Here is a 12,468-nt window from a genome sequence, read left to right as displayed (position 1 = left end):
ATAAGCGTTTGAAGAGAGCGAGCCCATGCCCAACAACAATAAAGAGCTGACCCTCAGCGCCCCGCTCAGCGGCCCGGTGCTCACCCTCGCCAATGTTCCGGACGCGGTGTTCGCCAGCGGTGCCATGGGCGACGGGATTGCCATCGACCCGCTGAACGACACGCTTTATGCGCCCTGCGCCGGCGAAGTGATTCACGTCGCCCGCACTGGCCACGCGGTGACCCTGCGGGCCGACAATGGCGCCGAACTGCTGCTGCACCTGGGCCTGGACACCGTCGAGTTGCAGGGCGACGGCTTTTCCATGCTGGTCAAGGAAGGCGCGCGGGTCAGCCACGGCCAGCCGCTGTTGCGCTACGACCTGGACAAGGTGGCGCAGCGCTGCAAGAGCCTGGTCAGCTTGCTAGTGATCACCAACGGCGAGCATTTCCAGGCGCGGCCCATCACGCTAAAAGCGGTGAAAGTCGGCGAGCCGCTGCTGCACATCCTCGCCAAGACGTCGAACCGGACGCAGGATCAAGAGCAGGACGTCAGCCTCGAAGTGTTCGGCCAGGTCCGCATCGCCCATCGCGGCGGCCTGCACGCCCGGCCGGCGGCGCTGATTCGCCAGACCGCCCAGGGCTTCAAGAGCCGCTCGCACCTGCATTTCGGCGGCAAGTCGGCGTCTTGCGACAGCGTGATGGGGATGATGGGCCTGGCCGTCACCGAGCACGCCGAAGTACACGTCAGCAGTCGTGGCAGCGATGCCGAGGCGGCGCTGCAAGCCTTGCTGGCAACCTTGTCCACAGCCCTGGCGGAAGAAACCCAGGCCGTGGCGCCGCCTACCAACCCGCACCGTAGAGCCGCTGAAGACGGCGTGCTGCACGGCGTGTGCGCCGCCCCTGGCCTGGCAACCGGCCCGCTGGTTCGGTTGAAGGGCATCCAACTGCCGCCTGACCCCGGCGGCCACGATATCGAAGACCAGCGCCGGCGCCTGAGCAATGCCCTGGAGCATGTCAGCCAAGAGATCCGCCTCACGCTGGACGACACCAGGGCCCGACGCCATCGCGATGAAGAAGCAATCTTCAGCGCACATCTGGCGCTGCTGGAGGATCCGCTGCTGTTGGATGCCGCCCGAGTTTTCATCGAGCAGGGCAGCGCCGCGACGCACGCCTGGAGCCGTTCCATCGATGCTCAGTGCCAAGTGTTGCAGCAACTGGGCAACACGCTGCTGGCCGAGCGCGCCAATGACTTGCGCGATCTGCGCCAACGGGTCCTGCGGGCGCTGCTGGGTGAGGCCTGGCAATTCGACGTGCCGCCGGGCGCCATTGTCGCCGCCCAGGAACTGACCCCATCGGATCTGCTGCAACTCAGTGCCCAAGGCGTGGCCGGCGTGTGCATGGCCGAGGGAGGCGCCACCTCTCACGTGGCGATCCTGGCCCGAGGCAAGGGCCTGCCGTGCCTGGTGGCCCTGGGTGACGATTTGCTTGGCCGCGAACCGGGCACCTCGGTGGTGCTGGACGCCGACGGTGGCCGCCTCGAACTGGCGCCGAGTGCCGAGCGCCTGACCCAGGTGCGTCACGAACAAGCCCAGCGCACGGCCCGACGCGCCGAACAACACGCCCTCGCCCACACACCGGCGCAAACCCGTGACGGCATCACCGTGGACGTGGCGGCCAACGTCGCGTCCAGTGTCGATGCGGCCCAGGCCTTGGCAAACGGTGCCGACGGCGTAGGCTTGTTGCGCACTGAGTTTCTATTCGTCGACCGTCACACCGCGCCGGACCAAGCGGAACAACGCCAGGCCTATCAAGCCGTGCTCGATGCCATGGGCGACAAGCCGGTGATCATCCGCACCATCGATGTGGGTGGCGACAAGCAACTGGCCTACCTGCCACTGCCGACCGAGGCCAATCCGGTGCTGGGCTTGCGGGGCATTCGCCTGGCGCAGGTGCAGCCGCAACTTTTGGATCAGCAACTGCGGGCCTTGCTGCAAACCCGCCCGCTGAACCGGTGCCGGATCCTGTTGCCGATGGTGACCGAAGTCGATGAACTGCTACACATCCGCCAGCGCCTCGAAGCCCTCGCCACCGAAATGGGCGTGAACGAACGTCCGCAACTGGGGGTGATGATCGAGGTGCCGGCCGCTGCGTTGCTGGCCGAACAACTGGCTGAGCAGGCGGACTTCCTGTCCATCGGCACCAACGACCTTTCCCAATACACCCTGGCCATGGACCGCGACCACGCCGGCCTCGCCGCCCGGGTCGATGCCCTGCACCCGGCGTTGCTGCGGCTGATCGCCCAGACCTGCGCCGGCGCGGCGAAACACGGCCGCTGGGTTGGGGTGTGCGGCGCCTTGGCTTCCGATCCCCTGGCGACGCCGGTGCTGATCGGGCTGGGTGTGCGGGAACTGTCGGTCAGCCCGCCGCAGATCGGTGAGATCAAGGATCGCGTGCGCCATCTAGACGCCGTCCAGTGCGCTCGCCTCAGCGCCGAATTGCTGAACCTGGGCAGTGCCGATGCCGTGAGGCGCGCCTGCCATCAACATTGGCCCTTGGGCTAAGCCTCGTCGAAGAACAATAAAGGGAGAGACGCCATGTACCAGCACTTCATCGAAGGACTGCAACGCCTAGGCCGGGCGCTGATGTTGCCCATCGCGATCCTGCCGATTGCCGGCCTGCTGCTGCGCCTGGGCGACACCGATCTGTTGAACATCGCCATCATCCATGATGCCGGGCAGGCGATCTTCGCCAACCTGGCGATGATCTTCGCCATCGGCATCGCCGTGGGCTTCGCCCGGGACAACAACGGTACGGCGGGGCTGGCCGGGGCCATCGGTTACCTGGTGATGATCGCCACCCTGAAGGTGCTCGATGCGAGCATCAACATGGGCATGCTTGCCGGGATCATCAGCGGTCTGATGGCTGGTGCACTGTACAACCGCTTCAAGGACATCAAATTGCCGGAATACCTGGCGTTCTTCGGCGGGCGGCGCTTCGTGCCGATTGTCACCGGTTTCAGTGCCGTGGGCCTGGGCGTGGTGTTCGGCCTGATCTGGCCGCCGATCCAACAGGGCATCAACGACTTCGGCGCCCTGCTGATGGAAAGCGGCAGTTTCGGTGCCTTCGTGTTCGGGGTGTTCAACCGCCTGTTGATCGTCACGGGCCTGCACCACATCCTCAACAATATGGCGTGGTTCATCTTCGGCAGCTTCACCGACCCGCACACCGGCGCGGTGGTTACCGGCGACCTGACCCGCTACTTCGCCGGCGACCCCAACGGCGGCCAGTTCATGACGGGCATGTTTCCGGTGATGCTTTTCGGCCTGCCCGCCGCGTGCCTGGCGATGTACCGCAATGCGCTGCCCCAGCGGCGCAAGGTCATGGGCGGGATCTTGCTGTCCATGGCGCTGACGTCGTTCCTCACCGGCGTTACCGAACCGATCGAATTCGCCTTCATGTTCCTCGCGCCGCTGCTGTTCCTGTTGCATGCCTTGCTCACCGGGCTGTCGATGGCGATTACCGACCTGCTGAACATCCGCCTGGGCTTTACCTTCTCCGGCGGTTTTATCGACATGGTGCTCGGTTGGGGCAAGTCGAATAACGGCTGGCTGGTGGTGCCGGTGGGGCTGGTCTATGCCGTGATCTATTACACGGTGTTCGATTTCTGCATCCGCCGCTTCGACCTGAAAACCCCCGGCCGCGAAGATATTCCGGCCGGGGACAAACCGGCCATCGCGCAGAACCAGCGGGCCGGGGCCTACATCGAAGCACTTGGCGGTGCCGACAATCTGATCACGGTTGGTGCCTGTACGACCCGTCTGCGCCTGGACATGGTGGATCGCAACAAGGTGTCCGACGCACAACTCAAGGCCCTGGGCGCCATGGCCGTGGTGCGCCCCGGCAATGGCGGGAGCTTGCAGGTGGTGGTGGGACCGATGGCCGATAGCATCGCCGATGAAATTCGCCTGGCACTGCCTTCCTCCGACCACCCTGCCGCTGGGCCTGCGGCCGCTGTGGTTGAACCGACCACAGCAACCGCCGTGTCCGGGACCGAAGCGCAACAATGGCTGGATGCCTTGGGCGGCGGTAGCAATGTGTTGCAAGTCGAATGCGTGGCAATGAGCCGTTTGCGGGTGCGACTGGCCGATGGCAAAGGGTTGTCCGAAGGCCAGTTAAAGGCCTTGGGCTGCCAAGGGGTGAGCCCGCTGGACGGTGGCGTCTGGCACCTGCTGCTGGGGGAGAAAGCACCGGGGTTGTGGCAGGCGTTGGAAGAGGCAGTGCTGAGCCATAGGACGGATGTAAAAGCCTAGACCCCAATCTCTGTGGCGAGGGAGCTTGCTCCCGCTGGGGCGCGAAGCGCCCCCCTGGATCTGCCAGACACACCGAGTTGCCAGAGTGTGATTGGGGCTGCTGCGCAGCCCAGCGGGAGCAAGCTCCCTCGCCACGGGGTTCTGTGTACACCGGTGAATCGCTATCGCGAGCAAGCTCCCACAGACGATTTGTGTTGTTCAACCTGTGATCCACACCACTCTCTGGAAGAACACAGCCCCCCGGTGGCGAGGGAGCTTGCTCCCGCTGGGGCGCGAAGCGCCCCCCCTGGATCTGCCAGACACACCGAGTTGCCAGAGTGATTGGGGCTGCTGCGCAGCCCAGCAGGAGCAAGCTCCCTCGCCACGGGGTTTCGTGTGCATCGGTGGATTGGCTTCAAATCGCGCCCAATAAAAAACCCGCTATCAGCGGGTTTTTCATTTCAGCGGGCCGGGAATCAGAAGTCCTCGAGCCGCCAGATTTCATACGCCGGTGTCTCGTAGGGATGGCTCTGTTTCAGCGCTTGCACCGCCCCACGAATCAGCTCATCGGCGACGACAAGCTCCACTTTCCACTCCTCGACCTGTTCGACCTGCCCCGCCTCGCCAATGAATGGCTGGCTGCCGTCCAATGGGCGAAACTGGCCAAGGCCGAGCACTTGCCAGGCGCAGTGGTCGTAGTCGCCGATTCGCCCGCCACCAGCAGCGAATACGGCGTTTTTGACCACGTCCAGGTGGCTGGCCGGGACGAAGAAGCAGAGCTTGTACACCGTCTTAGTTCACCCAGACGCGCGCGTTGCGGAACATGCGCATCCATGGCGCGTCCTCGTTCCAGTCGTCCGAACGCCACGAGTTCTGCACCGCGCGGAACACTCGCTCCGGGTGCGGCATCATGATCGTGACGCGGCCGTCGCGGCTGGTCAGGCCAGTGATCCCGCGCGGCGAGCCGTTCGGGTTGGCCGGGTAGTTTTCAGTGACCTTGCCGTGGTTGTCGACGAAACGCAGCGACACGCAACCGGACAGGTCGGCTTCGAGCAAGGCTTCCTCGCTTTCGAATTCCGCATGGCCTTCGCCGTGGGCGATGGCGATCGGCATGCGCGAACCGGCCATGCCCTGCAGGAAGATCGAATTCGACTCCTGGACCTGGACCATTGCCACGCGGGCTTCGAACTGCTCGGAACGGTTACGCACGAAGTGCGGCCAGAACTCGCTGCCCGGGATCAGCTCGTGCAGGTTGGACATCATCTGGCAACCGTTGCACACACCGAGGGTGAAGCTGTCGGTACGTTCGAAGAAACCCTGGAACGCATCGCGAGCGCGGCTGTTGAACAGGGCCGACTTGGCCCAGCCTTCACCGGCACCCAATACGTCGCCGTAGGAGAAGCCGCCACAGGCGACCATGCCCTTGAAGTCGTTCAGGTCGACACGGCCAGCCAGGATGTCGCTCATGTGCACGTCGATCGCGTTGAAGCCGGCGCGGTCGAACGCTGCCGCCATTTCCACTTGGCCGTTGACGCCCTGCTCGCGCAGGACCGCCACTTGTGGGCGAATGCCTTTCTTGATGTACGGCGCGGCCACGTCGTGGTTGACGTCGTAGCTGAGCTTGGCGCTCAGGCCCGGGTTGTCTTCTTCCAGCAGCGCGTCGAACTCTTGCTCGGCGCAGTCGGCGTTGTCACGCAGGCGCTGGATCTGGTAGCTGGTTTCGGCCCACTGGCGCTGCAACAGGCGGCGCTGGCCTTCGAAGACGGTGTCGCCGTTGAAGGTGATGTTGATGTGGGCGTTGTTGATCGGCTGGCCGATCACCGAGACGCAATCGGCCAGGCCGGCCGCGCTGAACTGGGCGAGGATGTCCGGGGTGGCGTCCTGGCGCACCTGGATCACCGCACCCAGTTCTTCGTTGAACAGGATGGCCGGGATCTCGGCGGCGGATTCGGCGACGCTGTCCAGGGTCAGGTTCAAGCCGCAGTGGCCGGCAAAGGCCATTTCCACCACGGTGGTCAGCAAGCCGCCATCGGAACGGTCATGGTAGGCCAGCAAATGACCGTCGGCGTTGAGGCCCTGGATCACAGCGAAGAAGGCTTTCAGGTCTTCGGCATCATCGACATCCGGCGCTTGCGAGCCAAGCTTGCCGTGCACCTGGGCCAGGATCGAGGCGCCCATGCGGTTCTGGCCACGGCCCAGGTCGATCAGGATCAGGTCGGTGGTGCCCTTGTCCATGCGCAATTGCGGGGTCAGGGTCTGGCGGATATCGGTAACCGGTGCGAAACCGGTCACGATCAGCGACAGCGGCGAGGTCACGCTCTTGTCCACGCCTTCGTCGTTCCAGCGCGTGGCCATGGACATGGAGTCCTTGCCCACCGGAATGGTGATGCTCAGCTCCGGGCACAGCTCCATGCCGACGGCCTTGACGGTGTCGTACAAGCGGGCGTCTTCACCCGGGTGGCCGGCGGCGGACATCCAGTTGGCCGACAGCTTGATGTCGGAAATCTTGCCGATGCGCGAGGCCGCGATGTTGGTCAGGGTCTCGCCAATCGCCATGCGGCCCGACGCCGGGGCGTCCAGCAGCGCCAGCGGCGTGCGTTCGCCCATGGCCATGGCTTCGCCGGTGTAGACGTCGAAGCTGGTAGCGGTCACGGCCACGTCAGCCACCGGCACCTGCCACGGGCCAACCATCTGGTCACGGGCCACGAGGCCGGTGATGGTGCGGTCGCCGATGGTGATCAGGAAACTTTTGCTGGCCACGGCCGGGTGGTGCAGGACGCGCTCGATGGATTCGGCAACGTCGAGGGTGGACGGATCGAAATCGTCGCCCAGCTCGGCTTCGCGAACGGCCGAACGGTGCATGCGTGGGGCCTTGCCCAGCAGCACTTCCAGCGGCATGTCCACCGGGCTGTTGCCGAAGTGACTGTCGGTGACAGTCAGTTGCGGCTCGGCGGTGGCTTCGCCGACCACGGCGAACGGGCAGCGCTCACGTTCACAGATGGCCTTGAAACGATCGAAATCGGCCGGGCCGACCGCCAGGACGTAACGCTCCTGGGATTCGTTGCTCCAGATTTCGTGCGGGGCCATGCCCGGCTCGTCGTTCGGAATGTTGCGCAGTTCGAAGCGGCCACCACGGCCACCGTCGTTGACCAGTTCCGGGAAGGCGTTGGACAGGCCGCCCGCGCCGACGTCGTGGATAAAGCTGATGGGGTTGTGCTCGCCCAACTGCCAGCAACGATCGATGACTTCCTGGCAACGGCGTTCCATTTCCGGGTTTTCCCGCTGGACCGAAGCGAAGTCCAGGTCCGCCGAGCTGGTGCCGGTGGCCATGGAGGAAGCGGCGCCGCCGCCCAGGCCGATCAGCATGGCCGGGCCACCGAGGACGATCAGCTTGGAACCAACCAGGATCTCGCCTTTCTGCACGTGGTCGGCGCGGATGTTGCCCATGCCGCCGGCGAGCATGATCGGCTTGTGGTAACCGCGAACTTCTTCGCCACGAGGCGTGGTGATGGACTGTTCGAAGGTACGGAAGTAACCGGTCAGGGCCGGACGGCCGAATTCGTTGTTGAACGCCGCGCCACCCAGGGGGCCTTCGATCATGATGTCCAGGGCGTTGACGATGCGCTCAGGCTTGCCGTAGGGCTTTTCCCACGGCTGTTCGAAGCCCGGGATCTGCAGGTTCGACACAGTGAAACCGGTCAGGCCAGCCTTGGGCTTGGCACCGCGCCCGGTGGCGCCTTCGTCGCGGATCTCGCCACCGGAACCGGTGGACGCGCCGGGAAACGGGGCAATCGCGGTCGGGTGGTTGTGGGTCTCGACCTTCATGAGAATGTGCACCGGCTCCTGGACCGCACCGTACTGGCGGGTCTCAGGGTTCGGGTAGAAACGACCAGCGACGTTGCCGACGATGACCGCGGCGTTGTCCTTGTAGGCCGAGAGCACACCTTCGTTGTGCATCTGGTAGGTGTTCTTGATCATGCCGAACAGGCTTTTTTCCTGGCTCTGGCCGTCAATGTCCCAACTGGCGTTGAAGATCTTGTGGCGGCAGTGCTCGGAGTTGGCCTGGGCGAACATCATCAGTTCGATGTCGTGCGGGTTGCGCTTCAAGCCCTGGAAGGCGCTGACCAGGTAATCGATCTCGTCTTCGGCCAGGGCCAGGCCCAGTTCGGCGTTGGCTTTTTCCAGCGCGGCGCGACCACCGCCGAGCACGTCGATGGCGGTCAGCGGCTTGGGTTCGGCATGGCTGAACAGGCCGGACGCCTGCTCCAGGTTACTCAGTACGACCTGGGTCATGCGGTCATGCAGGCCGTCGGCGATCAGCTGGGCTTGGGCCTCGCTGAATTCACCCGCCACATAAAAGGCAATGCCGCGCTCCAGGCGCTGGATCTTCGCCAGACCGCAGTTGCGGGCGATGTCGCTGGCCTTGCTCGACCATGGCGAAATGGTGCCGAACCGTGGCAGCACCAGGAACAGACGACCGGTCGGTTCCTGGACGGGAACACTGGGACCGTACTTCAGAAGGCGCGCGAGCACCTGCTGTTCGTCGCCGGTCAACCCGCCGGTGACTTCGGCGAAGTGAGCGAATTCAGCATACAAGCCGCTGACAGCCGGAACCTTCTGGCTCAGTTGCTCAAGGAGTTTGCTGTGGCGAAAGGCAGAAAGGGCAGGAGCGCCGCGCAGGATCAACATCTTCGGGACAGCCTCGGGAAGGGGGTGTGCTTTGAGGCCGTGCATTCTAGCCTAAACCGTTGGCAACGGCACCCGAAACGGCACGCGGGGTACTGGCCGAATGTCGGTCTTTGCCCGAACGGCTTTATCGGAGCGCCATTTCGAGGCTCGCCCAGAGATATTTTTCAGCGAGCCGAGGGCCGGTGCCCCCCGGCCGGCCTGAGTTGCGGACATGTTTTGCAACCGCTAGCAGACTGGCCTTTTGCTGTCGAGATATGGCGGCAGGGGCCGTTTGCGTATACTGCGCAGATGTTTTCCCCAACGGCTTTGCGTCCGCGATATGCCAAGTGGCTGATCGCTACCGGACTCTTCCTGGTGCTCAGTGGTTGTGTTGAGAAACCCAACACACTGGAGCGCGTAAAGGAGGATGGCGTGCTGCGGGTGGTTACCCGAAACAGCCCTGCCACCTACTTTGAGGATCGCAACGGTGAAACCGGCTTCGAATACGAGCTGGTGAAGCGTTTCGCCGATGATTTGGGGGTGGAGCTGAAGATCGAGACCGCCGACAACCTCGACGATCTGTTCAACCAGGTCGGCAAGCCCAACGGCCCGGTACTGGCGGCCGCCGGCCTGGTCAGCAGCGAACAGCGCAAGAAACAGGTGCGGTTTTCCCACCCATACCTGGAAGTCACCCCCCAGATCATCTACCGCAACGGCCAGTCACGCCCCACCGACGCGGCGGCCCTGGCCGGCAAGAAGATCATGGTGCTCAAGGGCAGTTCCCACGCCGAGCAGCTGGCACAGCTGAAACAGCAATATCCGGGGATCGAATACGAAGAATCCGACGCCGTTGAAGTGGTCGACCTGCTGCGCATGGTCGATGAAGGCCAGATCGACCTGACCCTGGTGGATTCCAACGAAGTGGCGATGAACCAGGTGTACTTCCCCAACGTTCGCGTCGCCTTCGACCTGGGTGACGCCCGCAGCCAGAGCTGGGCGGTGGCTCCTGGCGAAGACAACAGCCTGCTCAACGAAATCAACAGCTACCTGGACAAGGTGCAGAAGAACGGCACGCTGCAACGTCTCAAGGATCGTTATTACGGGCATGTCGATGTCCTCGGCTACATGGGCGCTACCACCTTCGCCCAGCATCTGCAGCAACGGCTGCCCAAATACGAGCAACACTTCAAGGCCTACGCCAAGCAAGAGAAAGTCGATTGGCGCCTGCTGGCGGCCATTGGTTACCAGGAATCGCTGTGGCAACCGGCGGTCACTTCCAAGACCGGCGTGCGCGGCCTGATGATGCTGACCCAGAACACGGCCCAGGCGATGGGCGTGTCCAACCGCCTGGATCCGAAGCAGAGCATCATGGGTGGTGCCAAGTACCTGGCCTACATGAAGGACCAACTGGACGAGAGCATCGAGGAGCCGGACCGCACCTGGTTCGCCCTCGCCGCCTATAACGTGGGCAGCGGCCACTTGGATGACGCACGCAAGCTGGCGGCCAAGGAAGGGTTGAACCCGAACAAATGGCTGGATGTTAAAAAGATCCTGCCGCGCCTGTCCCAGAAACAGTGGTACAGCAAGACCCGCTACGGCTACGCCCGGGGCGGCGAGCCGGTGCATTTCGTGGCGAACATCCGCCGCTACTACGACATCCTGACCTGGGTCACACAGCCACAGCTCGAAGGCAACCAAGTGGCCGAGGGCAACCTGCATGTGCCGGGTGTGGACAAGAGCAAGCCGAACCAGGAAAGCCCGCAGCTCTGATGGCCGTGCACCATCCTGATGCTGTGATGATCCCGTGGCGAGGGAGCTTGCTCCCGCTGGGGCGCGAAGCGGCCCTAATAACTCCCTGACAACCCGGTGTGTCTGACAGATCCACGGGGCTGCTGCGCAGCCCAGCGGGAGCAAGCTCCCTCGCCACAATGAATCAGGCAAGCCTTAATTGAGCAGCCACATTGGGTCTTGTGGCTGCGGTCAGGACTTCGCGGCAGCCAGGATCAGCGCTTTCATTTCCGACACAGCCGACTTGAACCCGACAAACAACGCATGGGCCACCAGCGCGTGGCCGATGTTCAGTTCGTTGATGCCTTTGATCGCCGCGACGGCTTCGACGTTGTGGTAGTGCAGGCCATGGCCGGCGTTGACGATCAGACCTTGGGCCAGGCCGAAGCTGACTCCATCAGCGACTCGTTGCAGCTCGTCGGCCACATCGGTGGGCGTGTCGGCATCGGCATAACGACCGGTATGCAATTCGATGGCCGGGGCGCCGACGCGCTTGGCCGCTTCGATCTGCCGCTCATCGGCATCGATGAACAGCGACACTTCAGCGCCGAGCTTCGCCAGCCGTTCCACCGCCAAGCTGATCCGCGACTCTTGCCCCGCCACATCCAGGCCGCCTTCGGTGGTCAGCTCCTGGCGCGTCTCCGGCACCAGGCAGATGTGCGCCGGACGGATGCGCTCGGCGAACGCCATCATTTCTTCGGTTACGCCCATTTCAAAGTTCATGCGGGTTTGCAGCACGTCCTTGAGCAGCAGCACGTCGCGCTCCTGGATATGGCGGCGGTCTTCACGCAGGTGCACGGTGATGCCGTCGGCGCCCGCCTCTTCGGCGTCCAGTGCGGCCTTGACCGGGTCCGGGTAGCGCGTACCGCGGGCCTGGCGCAGCGTGGCGACATGGTCGATGTTCACGCCGAGAAGAATGCGATTGCTGGTGCTCACGAAAAGGCTCCTGAATAAGCAAATAGTCGGCCCACAGCATACGGGTTGATCAGGGCTTGCGAAACAGCTCGCGACTGACCAGCGGCTTGCCGCCCAGGTGAACCGCCAGGGCTTGGCGCATCAGGCGCTTGGCCGCCGACAGCGCGCCCGGCGCAGTCCAGTCTGCCTCGGCCATGGCCAGCAGCTCTGCGCCGTTGAACAGCCCGGGTTGCAACAGGTAGACCTGCTCCAGGCCGGCATCCACTTGCAAGCGGTACAGGCCGTCGACGGCGATGGGCTCGCCGTGCAGGTCCGTGTCGAGGGCGAAGCCATAACCCAAGTCATCCAGCAGCCGCCATTCGAACGAGCGCAGCAGCGGCTCCAGTGGACGGCCTTCGGCCAGGGCCAGCAATGTGGCGGCGTAATGATCGAAGACCGCAGGATGGGGGTCCTCGGCGGGCAGCAGGCGGATCAGCAGTTCATTGAGGTATAAACCACTGAAAAGTGCCTCGCCATTGAGCCACGCTGCAACGCCGTTGCTTTCCATGCGACCGACGTTCTTCAGCTCACCCCGCCCGCGAAACTCCACTTCCAGCGGCACGAACGGCCGCGCCAGCGTCCCGGCCTTGCCCCGCGCCGCCCGCAACACCGCCCGCAGCCGCCCTTGGGGCGTGAGGAAATCCACCAAGGCACTGCTTTCGCGGTAGGCGCGGCTGTGGAGGACGTAGGCGGATTGGGCGAGGGGTTGGGTTGGGGGCATGGGAATGAAGTCTCGCTGACGGAGCACAATTTGATAAACGACCCAAAACCAATGTGGGAGCGGGCTTGCT

General features: G+C 63.9%; 7 protein-coding genes. 3 read left to right on the top strand and 4 right to left on the bottom strand.

Annotation, left to right across the window (positions count from 1 at the left end; all coding sequences use genetic code 11):
* The first annotated feature begins 25 nt into the window (after positions 1-25).
* Positions 26-2,539, top strand: a complete 2,514-nt coding sequence (gene ptsP, locus PFLQ2_RS22570; RefSeq protein WP_003178390.1) for a phosphoenolpyruvate--protein phosphotransferase — start codon at positions 26-28, stop codon at positions 2,537-2,539.
* Positions 2,540-2,572: 33 nt separating this feature from the next.
* The gene (gene nagE / locus PFLQ2_RS22575) at positions 2,573-4,288 is read left to right on the top strand and encodes an N-acetylglucosamine-specific PTS transporter subunit IIBC (RefSeq protein WP_003178388.1); all 1,716 of its coding nucleotides are present in this window, start codon (positions 2,573-2,575) and stop codon (positions 4,286-4,288) included.
* A gap of 455 nt (positions 4,289-4,743) precedes the next feature.
* Here nagE and PFLQ2_RS22580 read toward each other — a convergent pair whose 3' ends face one another.
* Positions 4,744-5,055: a YqfO family protein gene (locus tag PFLQ2_RS22580; RefSeq protein WP_003178385.1), complete on the bottom strand. Its 312-nt coding sequence runs from the start codon at positions 5,053-5,055 to the stop codon at positions 4,744-4,746.
* A gap of 4 nt (positions 5,056-5,059) precedes the next feature.
* A complete protein-coding gene (gene purL, locus PFLQ2_RS22585) occupies positions 5,060-8,956 on the bottom strand; it encodes a phosphoribosylformylglycinamidine synthase (RefSeq protein WP_003178383.1) in 3,897 nt (1,298 codons plus the stop codon).
* A 288-nt stretch (positions 8,957-9,244) separates the two neighbouring features.
* On the opposite strand from purL, the gene mltF reads away from it, so the two are divergent.
* Entirely contained in the window at positions 9,245-10,705 is a 1,461-nt protein-coding gene (gene mltF, locus PFLQ2_RS22590; RefSeq protein ID WP_003178381.1) for a membrane-bound lytic murein transglycosylase MltF, read from the top strand.
* A gap of 210 nt (positions 10,706-10,915) precedes the next feature.
* Here the strand turns inward: mltF and pdxJ are convergent, their stop codons facing one another.
* Positions 10,916-11,659 carry a pyridoxine 5'-phosphate synthase gene (gene pdxJ / locus PFLQ2_RS22595; RefSeq protein ID WP_003178379.1) on the bottom strand — a complete coding sequence of 248 codons (744 nt, stop codon included), beginning with the start codon at positions 11,657-11,659 and terminating at the stop codon, positions 10,916-10,918.
* Positions 11,660-11,708: 49 nt separating this feature from the next.
* Positions 11,709-12,398, bottom strand: a complete 690-nt coding sequence (gene recO / locus PFLQ2_RS22600; protein WP_003178376.1) for a DNA repair protein RecO — start codon at positions 12,396-12,398, stop codon at positions 11,709-11,711.
* Between the last annotated feature and the right edge of the window lie 70 nt (positions 12,399-12,468).

The organism is Pseudomonas fluorescens Q2-87 (assembly GCF_000281895.1).
GTDB lineage: Bacteria > Pseudomonadota > Gammaproteobacteria > Pseudomonadales > Pseudomonadaceae > Aquipseudomonas > Aquipseudomonas fluorescens_S.
This window is presented reverse-complemented; position numbering and strand designations above follow the sequence as displayed.